At 52.1% G+C, this 21,158-nt stretch carries 18 protein-coding genes; 16 read left to right on the top strand and 2 right to left on the bottom strand.

All coding sequences use genetic code 11. The annotated features are described in order from the left end of the window. The first annotated feature begins 30 nt into the window (after positions 1-30). The 8 genes from SDD30_RS02020 to SDD30_RS01985 all read left to right on the top strand — a co-directional run bounded on the left by SDD30_RS02020 (position 31) and on the right by SDD30_RS01985 (position 8,941). Positions 31-2,166, top strand: a complete 2,136-nt coding sequence (locus SDD30_RS02020) for a xanthine dehydrogenase family protein molybdopterin-binding subunit (RefSeq protein WP_434073262.1) — start codon at positions 31-33, stop codon at positions 2,164-2,166. 61 nt (positions 2,167-2,227) lie between these two features. Continuing rightward, a complete protein-coding gene (locus SDD30_RS02015; protein WP_434073261.1) occupies positions 2,228-3,289 on the top strand; it encodes a BMP family protein in 1,062 nt (353 codons plus the stop codon). A gap of 66 nt (positions 3,290-3,355) precedes the next feature. Continuing rightward, positions 3,356-4,891, top strand: coding sequence for an ABC transporter ATP-binding protein (locus SDD30_RS02010; RefSeq protein ID WP_434073260.1), 1,536 nt, complete (start codon positions 3,356-3,358; stop codon positions 4,889-4,891). Next, entirely contained in the window at positions 4,875-5,945 is a 1,071-nt protein-coding gene (locus SDD30_RS02005) for an ABC transporter permease (RefSeq protein ID WP_434073259.1), read from the top strand. Before SDD30_RS02010 ends, SDD30_RS02005 begins: the two co-directional genes overlap by 17 nt. Then, positions 5,899-6,843, top strand: a complete 945-nt coding sequence (locus tag SDD30_RS02000; protein ID WP_434073258.1) for an ABC transporter permease — start codon at positions 5,899-5,901, stop codon at positions 6,841-6,843. The genes SDD30_RS02005 and SDD30_RS02000 overlap by 47 nt, the downstream gene beginning before the upstream one ends. A gap of 1 nt (position 6,844) precedes the next feature. Further along, positions 6,845-7,318 carry a hypothetical protein gene (locus SDD30_RS01995; protein ID WP_434073257.1) on the top strand — a complete coding sequence of 158 codons (474 nt, stop codon included), beginning with the start codon at positions 6,845-6,847 and terminating at the stop codon, positions 7,316-7,318. 195 nt (positions 7,319-7,513) lie between these two features. Then, the gene (locus tag SDD30_RS01990; protein ID WP_434073256.1) at positions 7,514-8,005 is read left to right on the top strand and encodes a (2Fe-2S)-binding protein; all 492 of its coding nucleotides are present in this window, start codon (positions 7,514-7,516) and stop codon (positions 8,003-8,005) included. 66 nt (positions 8,006-8,071) lie between these two features. After that, complete coding sequence (locus SDD30_RS01985) at positions 8,072-8,941, top strand: FAD binding domain-containing protein (protein WP_434073255.1); 870 nt, start codon at positions 8,072-8,074, stop codon at positions 8,939-8,941. Positions 8,942-9,190: 249 nt separating this feature from the next. Here SDD30_RS01985 and SDD30_RS01980 read toward each other — a convergent pair whose 3' ends face one another. Next, a complete protein-coding gene (locus tag SDD30_RS01980) occupies positions 9,191-10,516 on the bottom strand; it encodes an AAA family ATPase (protein ID WP_434073254.1) in 1,326 nt (441 codons plus the stop codon). A gap of 96 nt (positions 10,517-10,612) precedes the next feature. Next, complete coding sequence (locus tag SDD30_RS01975; protein ID WP_434073253.1) at positions 10,613-11,515, bottom strand: LysR family transcriptional regulator; 903 nt, start codon at positions 11,513-11,515, stop codon at positions 10,613-10,615. A 161-nt stretch (positions 11,516-11,676) separates the two neighbouring features. On the opposite strand from SDD30_RS01975, the gene SDD30_RS01970 reads away from it, so the two are divergent. The 8 genes from SDD30_RS01970 (at position 11,677) to SDD30_RS01935 (ending at position 21,140) form a co-directional block, all read left to right on the top strand. Continuing rightward, on the top strand, positions 11,677-12,987 hold the full coding sequence (locus tag SDD30_RS01970) for a UbiD family decarboxylase (protein WP_434073252.1): 1,311 nt from the start codon (positions 11,677-11,679) through the stop codon (positions 12,985-12,987). A 37-nt stretch (positions 12,988-13,024) separates the two neighbouring features. Then, on the top strand, positions 13,025-14,422 hold the full coding sequence (locus SDD30_RS01965; RefSeq protein ID WP_434073251.1) for a tryptophanase: 1,398 nt from the start codon (positions 13,025-13,027) through the stop codon (positions 14,420-14,422). An 88-nt stretch (positions 14,423-14,510) separates the two neighbouring features. Then, positions 14,511-16,256 (top strand): FAD-dependent oxidoreductase, encoded by a 1,746-nt coding sequence (locus SDD30_RS01960; RefSeq protein ID WP_434073250.1) that lies wholly within the window; start codon positions 14,511-14,513, stop codon positions 16,254-16,256. Between the two features lie 3 nt (positions 16,257-16,259). After that, the gene (locus SDD30_RS01955) at positions 16,260-16,478 is read left to right on the top strand and encodes a 4Fe-4S dicluster domain-containing protein (RefSeq protein ID WP_434073249.1); all 219 of its coding nucleotides are present in this window, start codon (positions 16,260-16,262) and stop codon (positions 16,476-16,478) included. 146 nt (positions 16,479-16,624) lie between these two features. After that, positions 16,625-17,893: an MFS transporter gene (locus SDD30_RS01950; protein ID WP_434073248.1), complete on the top strand. Its 1,269-nt coding sequence runs from the start codon at positions 16,625-16,627 to the stop codon at positions 17,891-17,893. 136 nt (positions 17,894-18,029) lie between these two features. After that, positions 18,030-20,276, top strand: coding sequence for a molybdopterin-containing oxidoreductase family protein (locus SDD30_RS01945; RefSeq protein WP_434073247.1), 2,247 nt, complete (start codon positions 18,030-18,032; stop codon positions 20,274-20,276). Between the two features lie 200 nt (positions 20,277-20,476). Then, entirely contained in the window at positions 20,477-20,794 is a 318-nt protein-coding gene (locus SDD30_RS01940) for a hypothetical protein (protein WP_434073246.1), read from the top strand. Between the two features lie 82 nt (positions 20,795-20,876). Next, positions 20,877-21,140: a toxin-antitoxin system TumE family protein gene (locus SDD30_RS01935; RefSeq protein ID WP_434073245.1), complete on the top strand. Its 264-nt coding sequence runs from the start codon at positions 20,877-20,879 to the stop codon at positions 21,138-21,140. Positions 21,141-21,158 lie beyond the last annotated feature (18 nt).

The following is a 21,158-nucleotide window of genomic DNA, read 5'->3' as shown; positions in this document are numbered from 1 at the left end:
GATTTCCTATTCTGGAGGAGGCGGTACTAGGTGGCGAACTTTATAGGAAATGCTATAGCAAAGGTAGATGCCTGGGAAAAGGTAACAGGCCAGCTCAAATACCCTAGCGACATTTTTTTCCCGGACATGCTTTACTTACAACTGGTACGGGCTACCATACCCCATGGACTGATTAAAGAGATAGATACTAGCGCCGCGCAGTCAATAGAAGGGGTAAAGATTTTTACTGCTGCGGACGTGCCGGTAAACTCCTTTGGCAGTATGATTAAAGACCAGCCGGTTTTTGCCTCGGAGCGGGTACGTTTCTATGGTGAACCGGTAGCTATGGTGGCGGCACCGGACCCCCGTGTAGCGGCCAGAGCAGCAAAAATGGTGAGAATAACCTATGAACCCTTGCCGGCTGTCGCGACAGTCGTTGATGCCCTGCAGCCGGACGCTCCGGCAATACACCCCGGAGGCAACCTACTACACGAGTTACATATCAAAAGAGACGATGTAACCAAGGCTTTTAACCGGGCTGATCTTGTTTTGGAGAATACTTTTACACTACCGGTTATCGACCATCTGTGCCTGGAAACGGAAGGCGGGGTGGCTTACTGGGACAAGGAAATTTTAACCATAAAAGCCGGTACTCAGAATCCCTTCTACGACCGGTCCGAGATTGCCCGGGTGTTAAAACTACCGGAAGAGCGCATCCGGGTGTGTTGCCCCTGTACGGGTGGGGGTTTCGGCGGTAAGGACGGTAATACGGTGCAGCTTTTTCTTGCCCTAGCAACTTGGAAAACAGGTAAGCCCTGCCGTTTGGTGTTTTCCCGCCAGGAATCCCTGATGGCCACCTACAAGCGCCACGGGGCGCAGGTATGGGCCCGCATCGGCTTTACCAGCGACGGGCGTATAACGGCTTACCAGGCCCGCCTAGACTATGATACCGGTGCGTATGCAGCCCTGGGCCCGGCGGTCTTGGGTTTGGCTACTGAACACTGCCCGGGACCATACCGCATCCCGGCCGTTCAGATAGACGCCTACCTGGCTTATACCAACAAGCCACCGGCCAGTGCTATGCGCGGTTTTGGCGAGCCCCAGGCCGCCATGGCCACCGAAACTTTACTAAATCAGGCAGCCGCCAGGCTTAAAATCGACCCCATTACCCTACGCCTGCGCAATGCCCTGCAAACAGGAGAAAAAGCCCCCCTGGGCCATATGATGCACCACAGCATCGGTTTGAAACAGGCCCTGGAGCAATTGCGACAAATGCCCCTGTGGCAGGAGCAGGGCAGGAACCAGAACCCGCAGGTCGCCTACGGCATGGCCGTGGGGCATCTGAGTTGCGGTATGGGGAAGGGTATTCCCGACCAGGCCGAGGTAGAGATTACCCGCCAGGAGAACGGCAAATACCTGGTTAAAGCCGGGGTCGTCGATATCGGCCAGGGCAACCGCACGGCCTTTGCCCAGATAGCGGCCACGGCCCTGGGTGTACCTATGGAGCAGGTTGAAGTTGTCATGGCGGATACGACCCTGACCCGTAACTGCGGTTCCACGGCGGCGTCGCGGACGACCTATATCGTAGGCAGTGCTATCCTGGAAGCGGTCGCTGACTTGCAGCGTAACCAGCAGCAAGCCGCCGGTCCGCCGCGGGGTTACGGCCGGGTAGTTTTTCCTGAAGTGCAGGACGCCAACCCGGGCCCAGGTTTACCTCATATCATGTACAGTTTTATTGCCCAGGCAGTCAAGGTGCGCCTGGATCCGGTATCCGGTAACCTGAAGCTGGAGGCCATCGATGCGGTTACGGAAGCTGGCAAGATTCTCAATCCTTTAATTCTGGCCGGGCAGATCGAAGGGGGAATGGCTATGGCCGCCGGGTACGCCCTGTGGGAGGAAATGGTGTTTCAAAAAGGTATACCCAGGACGCTGGATTTAGCGACCTATCTTTTGCCAACGGCCCTTGATTTACCCGATATGTATCCATGCACTGTCGATATGGAAGAATGGAGCGGTCCTTACGGGTTGAAGGGCTGCGCCGAAGTGGGCAGCATTGCCCTGGCACCGGCCATAGCCGGCGCGGTCATGGCCATGCTGGACTGGATGCCGGTTGCCCTGCCCCTGAGCAGGGAGCAACTTAAACAAGCCTGGCAAAGAAAAAGGGGGGATACCGCCCTGGCAGGATGATTATGGAGTATTGTTGCTGGTCGGAAAGATTTAATTCAGAAACAGAAATGGAGGAAAAAAGATGCTTAACAAACCAAGGGGAATTTTGTGGCTATTTATTGTTTTACTGGTGTTACTGGCCCTAGCAGGGTGCGGTCAGAAGGGGGCAACTACGGAACCCACGAAAGAAGGGAGTACCCAGCCGGCAGGGGACAAAGCAGGTGCTAAGGTGTTGAAAGTGGCCGTAATCCTGCCGGGCAAAGTCGATGATGTTTCCTGGAATCAGGTGATGTACCAGGGAATCAAGGCGCTGGAAAATGAGTATAAGGATAAGATTAAGGTCACCTATGTTGAGGATGTTTATGATGTCAGTGCTATTGAACCCACTTTGCGGGACTTCGCTTCCCAGGGTTATGACCTGATTTTCGGCCACGGCTTCCAGTTCCAGGAGCCGATCATAAAAGTAGCTCAGGAATTCCCCAAAGTCAATTTTGCCCTGGGGACGGGTTTCAAGACCCTGCCCAATACCTGCGTTTACGATGTCAAATTGGAAGATGGCGGCTATCTGATGGGAACCCTGGCGGCGTTGATGTCCAAAACCAATAAGATTGGCCTGATCGGCGGGGTCGATGTTTCGGAAATTTATCGCGGTCATGAGGCCTACAAGCTGGGGGCCAAAAAGATTAAACCCGATATAGCTATCCAGGAGGTATATACCGGCGATTGGCGTGACGCAGCCAAAGCCAAAGAAGCGGCCATGTCCATGTATGATGCCGGTGCTGATATTATATGGCATTCCGGCGATGGCATTGGTCTGGGAGCAGTGGATGCGGCCAAGGAAAAGAACAAGCTGGTATTGGGTAATGTCGCCGACCAGAATGTGTTGGCCCCCAACAACGTGTTGAGCGGGATTGTTTATAACTGGACACCGGTGGCTAAACAGATTATTGACGACATCCTGAACAACAATTTTACCAACCGCAACGAAAAATTCTACTGGCTTTCAGCTGCCAATGGCGGCGTGCAGGTGGCTCCCTTCCATGGCCTTGAGGGTAAGGTCCCCCAGGAAGTCAAAGATAAGCTGGCCGCGGTCCAGAAGGGTCTGGCTGACAGCAGCATCAAATTACCGGAATTCAAGAAGTAACCCAATCATGTTTGCGGGGAGCGTGGTTTAAAATCGCACGCTCCCCCTCGGGGGCAGGTGCGACAGGTGGCGGAAGACGTAGTCGCCATACGGGGGATAAGTAAACGCTTCGGCGTAACTTATGCCAACAAACAGGTGGATTTTACTTTACAGAAGGGGTCGATTCACGGCCTGCTGGGAGAAAACGGCGCCGGCAAAACAACGCTGATGAATATTCTCTACGGCCTCTATTATCCAGATGCCGGCGCGATTTATATCCGCGGCCGTAAAGTAAACATTACCTCACCGCAGGTAGCTATTGCCCTGGGCATTGGTATGGTGCACCAGCATTTTATGCTGGTCAGGCCTTTAACCGTGGTGGAAAATGTAGTCCTGGGTTTACCTTCCGGCCGGGGCCCCTGGTTGGATTTAAAACGGGCGGCCCGGCGGTTGGAAGAGCTGGCCCACCATTACAAGTTAGAGATTGATCCATTTGCTAAGATCTGGCAGCTTTCGGTAGGCCAACAGCAACGGGTGGAAATCCTAACAGCCCTGTACCGGGGAGCGGAGATTTTAATTCTGGATGAACCTACGGCCGTCCTTACACCCGGAGAAATTGAGGGGTTCTTCTCCGTATTACGTGCCATGCGGGATGATGGCAAAGCAGTAGTACTGATCAGCCATAAGCTGGAAGAGATTATGCAAATAACCGATCAGTGCACTGTTCTCAGGGATGGCCGGGTGGTGGGGGAAGTGGCTACAGCCAGTACGACCCCCGCGGAACTGGCCCATTTGATGGTCGGCCGGGAGATAAGCTTTGATTTTAAGCATTCCAGTGCGCCGGGGGAAAAGTGCATATTCAGCCTGGAAGGTATCAGCTGCCTGGACGACCGGAGCCTACCGGCTGTCGACGGGATTGACCTGGCCCTCCATGAAGGTGAAATCCTGGGATTGGCCGGGGTCGATGGCAACGGGCAAAAGGAACTCTGCGAGGTAGTTACCGGCCTGCGCCCGGCAGCTAGTGGACGCATCAAGCTGGGGGACCTTGATTTAACCAACAGGCCGCCCGGGGATTTTATTGCCGCCGGGATCGCTTATATCCCCGAGGATCGCCAGCGCACCGGCCTGGCTATGAATTTCAGCGTTATGCGAAACTTTTTCCTGAAGAATTTTCATCAGCCGGCCTTTAGCGGCCGTTTCCTTCTGGACCTGGCCCGGATGCAACGGGAAGCAACTCAATATGTGGCTGCTTATGATATTAAAACCGGTAGCCTGGATACCCCGGTAAAGAATCTCTCGGGCGGCAACCAGCAAAAAATCATCTTGGCACGGGAATTGAGCGCAAAACCGCGGGTGATTATTGCTCACCAGCCCACCCGCGGCCTGGATATCGGAGCTACCGCCTATGTCCGGCAGCGGCTGGTGGAAGAAAGGGAACGGGGAGCCGCTATTTTACTGGTATCGACGGACCTGGAGGAAATCTGGCAACTGGCCGACCGCATTGCCGTTATTTATAAAGGGCGCTTGATGGGTATTGTGGCGCACCAGGAGGCCACGATCCAGGCTATAGGTCTGATGATGGCCGGCAGTACAGGGGGTAAGGTAAATGACCAGGCTGGCTAAAGCCGGGCGGGAAATGCTGTTCTTCCTGTTGACCGTAATGGCGGCCCTGTTAGTGGGGGCACTGCTTTTATTACTGGTAGGCAAAGATCCGCTCAAATCTTATACGGTGCTTTTCTGGGGCGCCTTCGGTTCAGCTAACCGCATTGCCGAAACCCTGGTCAAGGCGACACCCCTGATGATCATGGGGATCGGCATATCCATCGCCTTCCGTAACCAGGTCTGGAATATCGGTGGTGACGGCCAGTTTATCTTGGGGGCTATCCTGGCCGTAATCGTGGCCTTGAATGTACCCGGCCCGGCACCCCTCGTTTTATTACTCACCTTGCTGGCGGCTTTCGCCGGTGGCGCTTGCTGGGGGGGGATAATAGGTTTTCTGAAGGCGCGTTTTAATGCCAACGAAGTAATTACGACGCTAATGTTTAATTATATAGCTTCCTATTTGCTCCAATGGCTGGTGCGCGGGCCGATGATAGACCCTAATGGCGCCGGCTTTCCGCAGACGCCGCTGCTGGCCCCGGCCCTGCGCCTGCCGCACCTGCTAGCCGGGACGAGATTGCACAGCGGTCTCCTGCTTGCTCTGGTTATTGTCTTTTTATCTTATTTCTTCTGGCGGTCCAGAGTGGGTTTCCGCATTCAGTTGGTCGGAGAAAGTCAGGAGGTCGCCCGTTATTGCGGCCTCAATGTACCTGCTACAGTTGTCCTGACCATGCTTTTATCCGGGGGCCTGGCCGGGCTGGCGGGATGGACAGAGGTCTTTGGCATTCATTATCGCTTATTGGATGATCTTAATACCGGTTACGGAAGTCTGGCCATTGTCGTCGCCCTGCTGGGGAATCTGGACCCGATCGGCATCATGGTAGCCTCTTTCTTTTTTGCCGCCCTACTGGTAGGGGGCAGCACTATGCAACGCCTAGCGGGGACACCTTTTTCGCTTATCGGGATCATTGAGGGCCTGGTGATAATCTTTGCTATCAGCCGGATAATCCTAGCAAGGGGAGGTTGGCAGCGTGCAAGAGGCGTTTTTAACCGCTGGTTCGTTAATCAGTCTGGCTAGCGGAACTATTAGAATGAGCGTGCCGATTTTGCTCCCGGCCCTGGGGGAGATTTATACCGAACGGGCTGGTATCCTGAACCTGGGGCTTGAAGGAATTATGTTAATGGGCGCCCTGGGAGGTTTTCTGGGCACGTACTTCAGCCACAACCTCTGGATTGGGTTGCTTACAGCCATGTTGGCCGGAATGCTGCTGGCCCTGGTGATGGCTTTTTTGAGCGTTACGGTGGGTGCCAACCAGATTATCGCTGGTACGGCCCTGACTATCCTGGGCGGTGGATTGACTATGTTCATTTATCGTTCGGTATTCGGTATTCAGACCCTGCCGCCGCGGGTGGCCAGTTTCCCTCTGATTACTTTTCCCGGACTTACCAATATACCCGTGGCCGGATCTATCTTATTCAACCACAATTTTTTAGTTTATCTGGCTCTTTTGCTTGTGCCGGTTACAAGCATTATCCTGGATCGTACCACTTTTGGCCTGCAGGTTAAAGCCGTGGGGGAGAACCCGCAGGCAGCCGACGCCAAGGGAATCAATGTTTATCTGGCCCGTTACCTGGCAGTTATTATTGGCGGTGCCTATGCCAGCCTGGGAGGCGCCTTCTTGTCTATCGGCTTTATGAATACTTTTCTCGATCAAATGGCCGCCGGTCGCGGCTTCATCGCCATAGCCGTAGTTATTTTTGCCCGCTGGCACCCTTACAGGGCTTTAGGAGCGTCCCTGCTCTTCGGGGGAGCCAATGCCTTGCAAATGCGCCTGCAGGCTATGGGGGTAGCTATTCCTCATCAATTTCTATTGGCCCTGCCTTATTTGTTAACGGTGCTGGTACTAATCGGCGTCTCTCGCCGGGCGGAGTTTCCGGCCGCCTATACTTTGCCTTATCACCGGGGCGAGCATTAAGATGGGTAATGGTACAGTGAAGAAAAGTAGCTATCTGCGCTCGGGGTTTATAATTATTGTTTTTGCTTTGCTCATTTTTGCCAGTGCGGAAGACTGCTCGATGCCATCCATGAAACGTGCCTATACAAGAGCACAATTATTTGTCAACGCAGTTAATACCAACCGTCCGGCGGAGGTCTATTGCCTTCTAGATCCAACCATCGCCAGTTTGACGACCAGAAAGCAGTTTACCGCCAATTTTACCGCTGACCGTGCCTATCCTTATTTGACGCCCCTTTATCTTTATATCGATAAAATGGAGCTCGCTCCGGACCGGTATACCGGGGTTGTCTATTGCACCGTAGCAGCCCGCCTGCCTGGGCAAACCATGGTTCTTACTTTACACTGGTATCGTGGTGATTATTATATGATGGCCTTCCGCGAAATCGCCGATGGAAGTTTCCGGACGGCTCTGCACCGGCTCCCCGGAAAGTAGAGTTAGAAGAAAAAGTTGGAATTTTCCTCGGAACTAGCTAGCAGCCAGTTCCTGATTGAAAACTGGCTACGCTTATCACTTCCTTCATTCGCTGGTGGTGTGCTGCTATAGAAGACTCTTCTTAAACAATGATGGGGGTTGTTCTCAAGAACAAATACTGGCATGAAGGTATACCAAAATAGGGGTGAATTTAAGATGGAACAAACAGTTATTTTAAAAGTAAATAATCGAGAGTATTTCGTTACCCTGCCTTATCCGGAGGTGACTCTCCTGGAAGTCCTGCGTCAGCAACTGGGGCTCACCGGAACCAAGGAAGGTTGCGGTGAGGGCAACTGCGGGGCCTGCACCGTGCTCATGGATGGCCGCGCCGTTAATTCCTGTCTGGTGCTGGCCGTGCAGGCTGCTGGCCATGAAATAACTACTATAGAAGGGATTACTCCTGCCAGCCCCTGGTATGCTATCCAGCAAGCCTTTGTTAAGCACGGAGCCATCCAGTGCGGTTATTGTACGCCGGGCATGGTGATGGCGGCAATCGACCTGTTAAGCCATAATCCCCGCCCTACCCGGGCAGATATCCGGGCCGGCCTGTCAGGGAATCTTTGTCGCTGTACCGGTTACATGAAGATTGTTGATGCTGTTGCCGCCGCTGCCAGCGCCCTTACTTTGCCGGCGGACAATAGCTTTTGATTTAATCCTTCAGTTGTAGTGGGGCAATGTTAAAATTTCTTACATTCGTTCTATGGGGGTAATACTATGGAAGTTTTAAAAGTCAAAACAATATATGATACTTTAGAGCTGCTAAAGGCTTACCCTGGCGCGCGGGTAATTGCCGGCGGTACGGATCTTGTTCCCTTGCTTAAAAAAGAAATACTGTCACTCCCTGCTTTAATTGATATCAGCGATGTGCCAGAGCTGAAGGCGATCAAACTCGAGGGAGATATATTAATCATTGGTGCCGGTAATAATCATGCCCGTTTGGCTTGCCATCCTCTGGTCCTTACATTTGCTCCTTTGCTGGCTCGAGCCTGCGCCCGGGTAGGTTCACCCCAGGTACGCAACCGGGGCACTCTGGGTGGCAACCTGGGTACGGCATCCCCGGCCGGCGATACACTTCCTGCTTTGGTAGCTTCTGGAGCGTATCTGTACTTATCTAGGATAGATGGTGAACGCCAGGTTGCTGCGGAACGCTTTTTCCAGGGGCCCAATATAACAGATTTACAACCCGGTGAAATTATTAAAGCGGTGGCAATTCCGGCAAGACAATATAACCAAACCGGTTTTTATTATAAAGTGGGCTTGCGCCAGTCTATGAGTATTGCTCTAGCCAGTGTTGCTGGCTGGTTAGCGATTACACCGGAAGGCTATGTGGAAAAAGCAAGGATTGTCCTGGGAGCAGTCGGACCCACGATAGTTTGCGTTAACCGTTGTGCGGCTTTATTGGAAAAGAGTAAACTGGACTATACAATAATTCAGCAGGCCGCGGGGATAGTGGCTGAGGAAGTGTATCCCATCGACGATATCCGCGCTACAGCCGCCTACCGGCGCCAGCTTGCAGTCGATCTGGTTTTTAAAGGGCTGGTAACAATTCTTAAGAGCAAGGGCAAGGGTGCCTACGTACATTAAAGTTAACTTGAATTCTGTGATAATAATAACTGGATAGAATCCCCATTAACAGTAAATAGTGTTAGCAGCATCGAATTTGGTCTAAAGTTGATTATTTGGACAAAGGCTATTTACTCTTACATTTAGTTCTTTATTAAGCCAATGCTTTAAACAGGTACCGGAAAGTAGGAGTGTAAATCAAAGAGGGTAGAGTGGGATCTGGACAGATTAAGGGGAGCGGCCATGGTGCGCCTTGTTCGCCGGCTATGCCTATTTCCGACGCCCGGTACGCTGCTGCCAGGCGGTTTTTAATTGCCCCTCCCGGCCGTAGTCGTTGGGGTGATAGAAGACTTTGTCCTGCAGGTTGTCCGGCAGGTACTGCTGCTCCACCCAGCCGCCGGGGTAGTCGTGAGGGTACTTGTAGCCCTTGCCGTGACCCAGGGCGGCCGCGTCACGGTAATTGGCGTACCGCAGGTGTACCGGTACGGGCGGGGCGGCCTCCCTGGCCACCGCCGCCAGGGCGGCGTCAATGGCCTTGATGACGGTGTTGCTCTTGGGGGCCAGGGCGATGTAAAGGGAGGCTTCAGCCAGGATGATCCTGCCTTCCGGCAGGCCTACCCGTTCGACGGCCTGGGCAGCGGCGCTGGCCACCACCAGGGCCTGGGGATCAGCCAGGCCGACGTCTTCGGCAGCGTGGATCATCAGCCGCCGGGCCAAGAAAGCCGGGTCCTCACCGGCGTAGATCATCCGCGCCAGCCAGTACAGGGCGGCGTCAGGGTCAGAACCGCGCATGCTTTTGATCCAGGCCGAGACACAGTCGTAATGCTGGTCCCCGTCGCGGTCGTAGAGGACGGCCCGCTGCTGGATGGCCTCTTCCGCCACCGCCAGGGTCAGGTGGCGCCGGCCGCCGGTATCCGGGGGTGTGGTCAGAACGGCGAACTCCAGGGCGTTTAAAGCTACCCGGGCATCGCCGTTGGCCACCCGAGCCAGGTGCTCCAGGGCCTCAGGGTCGGCCTGGACGTTAAACTTACCCAGGCCCAGTTCCCGGTCCACCAGGGCCCGGCGTAATAGATTGAGGATATCCGTATCGGTTAAAGCCTCCAGGCGGAAGAGGCGGGAACGGGAACGAATGGCGGCGTTGACGGTAAACATGGGGTTTTCGATGGTGGCGCCGATGAGGGTCAGCAACCCTTCCTCGACGCAGGGCAGGAGGGCGTCCTGGATGTTTTTAGCCCAGCGGTGGATCTCGTCGACAAAGATAACCGTCTTTTGCTGGTAGTATTTCTCACGCTCCCTGGCAGCGGCGATCACTCGCCGGATGTCGTTGATGCCGTCTAAAACAGCATTGAGGGCCTCAAAGTGGGCCCTGGTCATCCGGGCGATAATCCGGGCTAAAGTGGTCTTGCCACTACCGGGCGGCCCCCAGAGGATAATAGAGGTCAGGCTGTCACTCTCAATGGCCCGGCGTAGCAGGGTGCCGGGGCCGATTATCTTTTCCTGGCCGACGAACTCGTCCAGGGTGCGCGGCCGCATCCGCACGGCCAGGGGGGCCTGTTCCTCCCGGTTATCTGCAGCAGCCTGCTCGAAGAGGTCCATCAGCTGCACCTCGATATACTCGAGAATTTAGGGATGGGATATTCCTTCTGTTTAATTATAACACGGCTTTCGTAGGGTGAGCAAAACCTTCGGTTTTTACTTATTTTCTTCGTGGTATATTGAGCGCAAGATCGCCAGAAATTTTTGTGTTCCAGCGTTTAGATGCTTATCGTTACGGTAGATAATTTTATACTCTTTATAAAGATTAATCCCCATAATAGAAACAGAAGCCAGGGTCCCAGCTTGCAACTCGCGGGTAACAGCTGATTCCACTACAATAGAAACGCCGAAGGAATTGGCGACAGCCTTTTTTACTGCCTCTGTACTGCCTAAATCTAAGGCTACATTTACATGGTTAATAACATCGCCCAGCTGACGTTCCAGGGCTTTCTGCGTTCCAGCACCCGGTTCCCCCACGACAAAGGGTTCCTTAAGGAGATCATTGATAGCGATGCTTCCTTGTTTGGCCCATGGATGTGATGGAGCGGCGATTAAGATGAGGGGCTCTTTTTTTAATAGCTCTATCTTTAATTTATTGTGGGAAGATAACTCGGCTTCAACCAATCCAATGTTTAATTCATAGTTGATGACCTTCTTTTCTATCTCGCTGGTCTTATCAATAACGACCTGCAATTTTAGTTGCGGGTAGTTTTGGCGGAAAAGCGTTAAAATCTGGGGAATCATATACACACCAATATTTTCACTGGCGCCAATAGCCAGGGAACCCCGTTCCAAGTTCCTAAACTCCAGCAAAGCATCAAAAGCCTCTGTAGCAGTGGTCAGCATTTTGGTGGCATAGTTATAAAGTACCCTACCTTCTTCCGTAAGGACGTATCTCTTATTTTGGAATTCAAGTAAAGGGCACTTATAAAAATCCTCCAGAGCAGCTATATGGGTAGAGATGGTTGGCTGGGAATATTGGAGGATATCCATAGCCTTAGACATAGTACCATTATCAGCTAGGCAAACAAACGTCTTTAAGAAATGCAAAAGATCCATTAATACCCCCCCTATCAGGAAAGATAATAGTATTATCTAAATAACCATATTGATATGGCACTACAACACTGATAGGATTTTTATTGGGAATACTAAGATTGAATCTATTATACTGGCATTATCTCGTCATTATCAAGATATCTGAAAGGAGAAGTCATAGTATGCAAGCAGACTTAAGATCCTTCTTGATGGAGTTAGAGGATGCGGGCAAGTTAGAGCGGGTTGCATTTTCAGTTGACCTTGCCGAAGTACCTACAAAAATGCATCAGGCAGAACGCGAAGGGAGAACTATAATTTTCGAAGCTATTAACGGCTATAACTATCCCCTCGTCTATAATATCCTGGGCGGGCGGGAGTTTCTGGCCCGGGCTTTTAAGTGCCAGTGTGAAGAGGTGGTACCGGAATTTATTCGACGTAGTAAAAAACCTATTGAACCAGAACTGATAGATAAGGCCCCGGTACAAGAAGAAATAGAGACGGCGGGGAACGGAAAGTTGAGCATAGAAAAGTTTCCTTTCCCGGTCCATAGTGCTAAAGATGCCGGCCGCTATATAACTGCTGGGATGGTAATCGCTAAAGACCTGGAGACCGGCATACGTAATGTCTCTATCAATCGCATGCAGTTAAAGGGGGCAGATCGGCTGGGGATAAGGATGATGCCCCCCCAACACCTGGGGGTCATTTACGCCAAAGCGGAGGAACTGGAGAAACCTCTGGAAGTGGCCGTGGCTATAGGTAACCATCCTTTAGACTTAATTGCTGCGACCACGAGTACTAGCCTGGGTGTAGATGAATTAGGGATCGCCGGTGGCCTGAGAGGCGAGGCATTAAAGGTAGTCAAATGTAAAACAGTAGATTTGGAAGTACCGGCCTTCGCCGAACTGGTCATCGAAGGGGAGGTTAGGCCATATGAACGAGAAGCCGAGGGGCCCTTTGGTGACTTTATGGGCTACTATGTTCCGGTGATGGATAATCATGTCCTCCACATCAAAGCAATTACTCACCGCAGGAACCCTATTCTGCAGACGATGATGGCCGGTTCCATTGAAGATACCCATCTCCTGGCCCTGTCCCGCGAAGCTAGGGTGTACGAAGCTGTTAAAGCTACTGGTACCGAGATTAAGGCCCTTAGTCTATGCCCCATGATTTTTACCTGTATCATTTCTATACGTAAAAGGTTTGCTGATGAGGCTAGAAACGTTATGATGGCGGCTTTTGGTAGCTATAGTTGGATGAAGATCTGCATCGTAGTTGACCATGATGTCAATGCCTTTGACATTGCTGACGTCTGGTGGGCAATATCTACCCGTTGCCGGCCTGATAAAGGAGTGCTGGTGATACCCGATGCCGTCGGTTTCCCCCGCGATCCCTATCAGATACACCAATCTAAACTGGGAATCGATGCCACCATTCCCTTGGGGGAATGGCAGGAATTTGAGCGCACTACTTTACCGGCAGGGAAAACTGTATAGACGAATTTATAAAAAGCAAGAAAGGCTGGCGAAGACAATGCCTAGTCGAAATATGTATGCGGAACCTTTTCGAATTAAAGCCATAGAAACAATCAAAGAAACTACCCGGTCTACTCGGGAGATGCTTATTAAGGAAGCCGGTTATAATGTGTTTAATTTGCGGGGAGAGGACGTCTACATCGACCTCTTAACCGATAGCGGGACGGCGGCTATGAGCGATAACCAGTGGGCGGGAATGATGCTGGGCGACGAATCTTATGCCGGCTGCAAAAATTTTTATCATTTGCGGGATGCAATAAATGATATAATGGGCTATAAGTATGTCGTCCCCACTCACCAGGGAAGGGCCGCTGAGAATATTTTGATGACTCTAATGGTTAAGGCCGGGCAACGGGTATTGGGGAACATGCATTTCGATACCACTGAAGGACATATCTTAATAAGAAACGCTAAACCAGTTAATCTTGTGATTCCTGAAGGAAAACAACCAGCTATCCACCACCCCTTTAAGGGTAATTTTGACCTGGAGAGGTTGGAAGCCGAGATTAAGCAGTTCGGGCGGGCGCAAATTCCTTTTGTCTTGATAACGGTAACCTGTAACAATAACGGGGGCCAGCCGGTTGCCATGGCCAACATTCGTGGGGTAAGGGAAATTGCGAGCCGTTATGGTATCCCCGTATATTTGGACGCCGCCCGTTATGCGGAAAACTGTTATTTTATCAAGATGCGGGAACCAGGTTACCAGGATAAATCTATAAAAGAGATCGCCCGGGAGATGTTCTCCTATGCCGATGGCTGTACCATGAGTGCCAAAAAAGACGCACTAGTTAACATCGGGGGCTTTTTAGCCTTCAAGGATGACCGCGAACTTTATGAGAAAGCGGTACAGGTTCAAATTACTTATGAAGGTTTTCGAACCTATGGTGGGCTGGCGGGCCGGGACCTGGAAGCAATAGCCCGGGGACTCTATGAGGGTATTGATGAAAGGTATTTGGAAAACCGCATCAGACAGGTAGCGTATTTGGGTGAGGAGTTACTGGCGGCCGGGATACCTATTATTGAGCCCCCTGGTGGTCATGGCATTTACGTGGATGTCAAGCGTTTCCTCTCCCATCTGCCGCAGGCAGCCTTTCCTGCCCAAGCCCTGGTTGTCGAGCTATATTTAGAAGCAGGTATTCGCGCCGTAGAACTCGGGACCTGCGCCTTTGGTTACCGGAACCCGGAGACTGGGGAAATGGTTTACCCGGAGATGGAATTAGTACGCCTGGCTATCCCTCGTAGGGTTTACACTGACCGGCACATGGACCTGGTGGTCAGGGCTTTTCGGGCTATTGCCGCCCGCAAGGAGCGAATACCAGGCCTGCGGCTAGTCTACGAGGCGCCGGTATTACGCCATTTTACCGCGCGCTTTGAGATGTTATCATTCCATCATTAAATTTCGGGAGGTGTTCATCAGTAAAACCTGACAGAGATACTTATTTGAAGTTACCGTTTCTTCAACAATTACTGGGAGGAGGAGTAAAATGCAAGACTCAATGTGGGACGTGTTAGTTCTGGGCGGCGGCCCGGCTGGTTGTTTTGCGGCCATCAAGGCCCGGGAAGCCGGGGCCGAAAGGGTTCTGTTAGTGGATAAGGGCTACGTGGGTAAAAGCGGCTGCGCCACTTTCGGCGCCGGTTCCTTCAAGGGTTTTATCCCCCAGGAAGACGACTATGAGCTATGGTTTAGTAAAGCCGTTGAAGAAGGCTACTACATGAATGACCAGGAATGGATTGAAATCCACCTGGCGGAAGTCTTCCACCGGGTTAAGGAACTGGAAAAATGGGGCGTTGAGTTTGAGAAAAACCCCGACGGTACCTACCGGCGGATCGAGGGGCAGGGTTCCTCGGAGATCCGGCCCATTAAAACCTTGATGTTTCATGGTCCTCAGCTAATGGACGTACTGCGCCGGGTTGTACTAAATGCCGGGGTGAAAATCCTGGATAAAGTCATGGTTACAGATCTCCTTCACGATAAACGTGAGCGGCAGGTGATCCGTGGTGCCCTGGGCTTTCACCTGGAAACCGGCGACCGTTACATCTTAAAGGCTAGAGCCGTGGTACTCTCTACCGGCGGCCAGAGCTATAAATCCCATTACGCCTATCATAAAATGGTTACCGGCGACGGCCACATTATGGGGCTTAAAGCCGGGGCTGAACTGATGAATTATGAATATACCCTGCACCATCTTTCCTACGCTGGTTTTGACACTACCGGGATGAACGTCATCCAGGGCCTGGGAGCCCTATTTGTCAACCGGCAGGGGGAGCAATTTATGGGCAGATATGACCCTGAACATAAGGACCACGGTAGTTTAAACCGCATCTCCGCCGCCATGGCCATGGAGGTGCGGGATGGTAGGGGACCCCTGTATATGGATTTTTCCAGCTACACCCGGGAGGATGTAGAACTTTTTGCCCGTGTCTTGCCCATTCTTTACCGCGCCTTTGAACGGGGGGGCATTATTAAGGACGGCCAGTTTGTCAAGAAGAAACTTGAATGGGTTTCGGTTATGTCCGGCAATGTGGGCTTCGGCGGCGGCCTGCGCATTGACACCTCCTGCCGCACCACCCTGGAGGGGCTATTCGCCGCCGGGGATGCTACCTGCGGGCCCTCAGCAGGCGTAGAGGGTTTCTGTGCCTATGCTATTCCCTTCGCCACTACTTCCGGGGCGCGGGCCGGCCATTTTGCCGCCCTGTATGCCCGCGATGCCATAGGAGTAGCTATCGACGAAGATGAAGTAGCAGCACTTTCCTGGCATACCCTGGCCCCCTTAAGGACACCCGCAGGCATCGAGCCTGATCATATTGTCCTAAAAGTACAGGAAACTATTTTCCCAATGGAAGTCTACATCTTACGCCATGAGAGTACCCTGCAAAAGGCCCTAAATGCTATCCTCTGGCTCAGGGAAAACGAACTACCTGATGTGAAGGCTTATGATTACCACTACCTGCGCATGGCCCTGGAAGCTCGTAATATGGTCCTCTGTGCGGAAATGTTTTTACGAGCCGCCCTTTTACGTACGGAGAGCAGGGGTTCCCACCTCCGCCTGGATTACCCAGAAATGAACAACATTGACTGGTTGAAGTGGATTGTAATTCAGGAAAGGAATGGCGAGTTAACCTTCCGCACGGAAGACATACCCGTGGAACGGTACCGGCTTAAAGCGCCACCAACGCTGGTCAAACACCCGGTTATAGCCGCCATAGAAAATAATGTCCGGGAGGGTTGAGTAATGGGCATCAGGAAAATCGATTATGAAGTTTGCGATGGCTGCCGGCAATGTACTAGAATCTGCCCAGAAGACGTCCTGCGTTTTGACCAAGAAAACCATAAACCCCTCATACAATATTTAAGAGACTGCCAGGCCTGTTTTTTATGTGAGATTTACTGTCCCCGGCAGGCTATCTACGTTACACCCTACCGGGAACGCCGGGCTGTTATGCCCTGGTAATAAAAGGCGCTCACAAGGGTAAGCGAAGTCGCTCTGCCGCTTGCCCCTTAGAAACACGAGTGCGAGGCTTCATGTTAAGGACGAGGGCAAAATATCGTTTCACTCACACGAAACAGCGAAGAATCTAAAAAATGAGGTGAAACAAGATGAATACCCAATCCGCTCAGGAAAATATTTATAGCCGCCAGTGGTTATTTCTAGCAATGGTATTTCTGTTTAATTTGATAACCATTCTGGACCGGGTAAACCTTTCCGTAGTAGCCCCAAATATAATGAAGGAATTTAACTTCGGGCCGGCTGCTATGGGCCTGGCCATGTCGGCCTTTTTTTGGCCCTATACTATTTTCCAGATCCCAGCAGGGTATTTTCTCGATCGCACCGGGCTAAAAAAAGGACTTAGCTGGACTTTTGTCAGTTGGGGTATTGTAACTATGCTAACCGGGGCGATTAACGGACTTACAATGTTGATTATTATGCGCATAGCTTTAGGAATTGGCGAGGCAGCCATCTATCCCGGTAACGTAAAATTTATCAATATGTGGTTCAAGCAAAACCAAAGGGCCCTGGCCATGGGCTTTTTGTCCGCGGCTGTTAATGTGGGCCTGGCCGGTTCGACATGGTTGGTTTCCCGTATCGTATTCCATCTCGGCTGGCGGATTATGTTTCTGGTAACCGGTTTAATCACCCTGGCCTTTATACCTTTATGGTACCTGCTTTATCGCGAGAATTTTAGCCCTAAAAACGCAGCCTCCAGGGTTGCGATCAGCAACACAAAATTAACCGCCTTGCTCCGGGAGCGGAATATTATCGGACTCACCATAGGCTATTTTGGCACCAACTATAGCCTCTTTTTCTTTCTTACCTGGCTGCCTACTTATTTCGAAACCAAATGGCATTTAAATTTACTACAGAGTGGCGCCTTCTCCTCCCTGGTCTTCTTAACCGGGGCCTTTGGTAAACCCCTGGTGGGGGGATTGTGTGATTATCTAATCAAGCACGGCTGGTCAGGAACAGCGTCGCGCAAGTTTTTCTTAATAACCTTGAACCTCGTGGCAGCGTGCATAGCCATTGGCGCTTTTGTTCCCAACCCGGTGTTGGCCGTAATCCTGTTCTCTATTGCAGAAATTACCGGTCAGGCTAGTAGCGCCATTTGCGGGGCCACAGCAGCCGACATATCTCCTCGGCCTATTGCCGCCCAGGTGGGGGGTATTATGAATATGGCGGCAGGTCTGGGGGGGATTATTGCTCCGGCCTTAACCGGCTTTCTCCTGGCGACGACTAAAAGCTTTTACTGGCCATTAATAATAGCGGGAGCATGGATGATTGTCTCGGCCTTGGCCTTTGCTTTTATCCTAGGTAAAATTGAGCCCCTTAACGTCCCGGAGCGGGGGGTAAGCATGCAGGAAAGTGTTTAAACCTCAAGGCGACCCTTGATAGTATGCTATAAGTGATCCAGGTGAGGGAATAAAACTCAATCATTAATACCCAGAAGACGGGAGACCTAAAACTGGGGTAGGTAGTAATTAGTTTTACGCGAGGAAGTGGAGATTAATGCATAGGATAGCGAGCGTTTGCCAGATGTGCAGCGGGCAGTGCGGCATCTATGTGCTGGTCGAAAATGGTGCCATCATCGACCTGGAGGGAATCCCGGACCACCCGGTAAGTAAAGGGTTTATCTGTGCAAAAGGCAAAGCCGGTAAAGAGCTGGTAACCGACCCCCGGCGGGTGCGTTATCCTTTAAAGCGAATCGGCGGGCGCGGAGAAGGGCGCTGGCAGCGGGTCTCCTGGGAAGATGCCCTGGGGGAGATAGCCGAACGATTGCTGGCCATTAAAGACGCCTACGGGCCACGGGCCATCGCCTACCACCGCGGCCATGCCTCGGAGTGGGAGAGCAACTGGGATTTCGTCATCCGCTTTATGAACGTCCTGGGTTCGCCTACCCTGTCTACCAATAACCACCTCTGTCATGTCCCTCGTATGCTGGCCCACCGCCTCACCTATGGTGCCATGCCGGCCCCTGACTACGAGCAGGCGCAGTGCATTCTCCTTTGGGGGACCAACCCCGCCGCCTCCCGGCCCTATAACGCCGCTCGGATACTAGCCGCCAGGGAACGGGGCGCCCTATTAATAGTCGTCGATGCCCGCCGTAACGAAATAGCAGCAATGGCTGATCTTTTTCTCCAAGTACGACCGGGGAGTGATGGGGCATTAGCTCTCGGGATGCTAAATATCATTATCCAGGAAAAACTTTATGATCAAGGGTTTACAGAAAGTTGGACCATTGGTTTAGAGCGACTTGCAGAATTGGTCAAGGATTACCCGCCGGAACGGGTAGAAGAGTTAACCCGGGTGCCTACCGAATTAATTATTAAGGCGACCAAACTTTATGCCACCACTAAACCAGCGTGCCTACAGGATGGCAACGGTCTAGATCAGCACACTAATGTGGTCAACACTACCAGGGCTATAGCCTGCCTGCGGGCTCTGACCGGGAATCTTGATATACCCGGCGGCAACGTTTTCCTATCAGGGTTCAGGACTGCTAATTTAACCCTGGGTTACTTAAAACCCGAGCTTTCCCCTTTACTAGGCCAATACCCCCTCCTGGGTCAGGGCCGCTACGCCATGGTTACCCCACCGATCCTGTTGCAGGCGATAGCCGCCGGGGAGCCGGAACCGGTGCACGCCCTTATCGTCCAGGGGGCGGCACTGGTGGCCAGCAGCTCCGATTCCCGACGGGTTGCCGCAGCCTTAAAGAAGCTAGATCTGCTGGTAGTCCATGAGCAGTACCTGACCCACACCGCCTTACTCGCCGATTTCGTCCTTCCCGCCAGCTCATATCTGGAACGCTATCTACTTTATACCTACTTCGCGGTGACCATGGCTGATGGTGAAGATTACCATGTGGTTTATTTGCAGCGGCCGGTCTGTCAGGTAGGCGAGTGCCGGACGGACCAGGAGTTCATCTTCGCCCTGGCCCGCAAGCTCGGCTTCGGTGCGGCTTTTCCCTGGTCCACCAACCTGGAGGCCCTCCGGGATTTACTGGCTCCCACTCCGGTGACGGTAGAGGAATTAATAGCTAATCCCTGGGTGTTGGTACCGGCCGGGAAAAGGATGTACCGTAAGTATATGAACTCCGGCTTTGCCACCCCATCTGGGAAGGTGGAGCTGTGGTCCCAGACCTGTGCCGCTCATAATTACGACGGCCTGCCGGTTTTCCGCGAACCGGCGGAGAGTCCTTACAGCACTCCGGAGAAATACGCCCGTTTCCCGCTCATCGCCAATACCGGTTTAAGGCTGGCGGAATATACGCAAACAATGTTCCGTACCCTGCCCAGCCTATATAAAGAGATGCCGCAACCCTGGGTAGAAATCCACCCCCAGACTGCGGCTCAGTATGGTATAGCCAACGGGGATACGGTTATAGTGGAATCCGAGCGTGGCCAGGTAAAACTCCGCGCCCGGGTAACCACTGATGTCTTGCCGGAGGTACTTTTCTTAAGTTACGGCTGGGGCCAGCCCTACGCAGTTGGGCTTGATGATCAAGTCAGTGCTGGAGCTGACGCCAATGCCGGCGCTGGCACTGACGCTACCGGCGCCAACACCTATGGCGATGCTGGTGGGAGTGCCCGCCTGAACCAATCCAATCTTTGTTCGCCTTTGCCCATCGGCAGGTGCCACGATGCTGACGCCAGCGCGAATGCTAACTTGAACCTGCTGACAGACGGCGCTCATTTTGACCCCATCTCCGGCACCACCGCCAACCGGTCGATCCTGGTACGCCTCCGGAAGATATAATACCATGTGTTGGCATAGAAGGTTGGCATAGAAGCCTAACTAACGCCCTGGAGAGGGCGCTTTTTTTGTATCAGCATTGGTCACTGCAGCTGCGTGTAGGTGTAGCCGCCGATGCGCCGTTAGTGGTATAATAAAGGGTAAAGTAGGGGATTTTTACGCGTTGACTTAAAATTTCACGTTGAAAGGGTGATAAAGGCCGAATGGAAAGTTTAAATCTCGACCTTAACCAGGTGATTACACACACTTTGGCCGAAGGTGGCTTTGCTTCTGAGAAGGAAGCCACACGTGAGGTTTCTTTAATGGTTGCCCTTACGAAGATTAGTAGATATGAACGGGAATGTGCAAAATTTAAGAAGAAGTATGGCCAGTCGTTCCAAGAGTTTCAACGTAAAGTAAATAGTGTTGTTGGCGCAGAAGCCTTTGAAGAAGAAAACGACTTAATGGATTGGGAGTTTGCAGAAGATGCCCTTGCCTTGTGGCAGAAGCGATTAGGGGTCTTAAAGAATGCATATCGGTAATATATTAAAATCGTTTTCAGATATCATTGCCCACTTGGAAGTGTTATGCTTTGAAGTTGAGGGCAACGACAGCTCCCTGTAAATGGAGATTACCTTTAATGACGGAAGTAAACTCCATGTACGGGACTACATTTTTGATGCCCAGAGACGAAAATATGCCTATCACTGGCAGGATAAGGATGATAAACTGCTGGTTCGATGGGATAATGTGCCGCATTGGCCAGAGATTGAAACCCACCCCCATCATAAGCACTTTTATGACGAGAAAAAAGTACTAGCCTCGTCAGAAACAGATTTAAATGAAGTCCTTACCGCCATTCATACCCGAATGAAAGGCGGTCGTTAACAACTAACGCCCTCAGGG

The sequence above is a fragment of the Moorella naiadis (nom. illeg.) genome, from assembly GCF_051020825.1.
Classification (GTDB): domain Bacteria; phylum Bacillota; class DSM-521; order Neomoorellales; family Neomoorellaceae; genus Neomoorella; species Neomoorella naiadis.
This window is presented reverse-complemented; position numbering and strand designations above follow the sequence as displayed.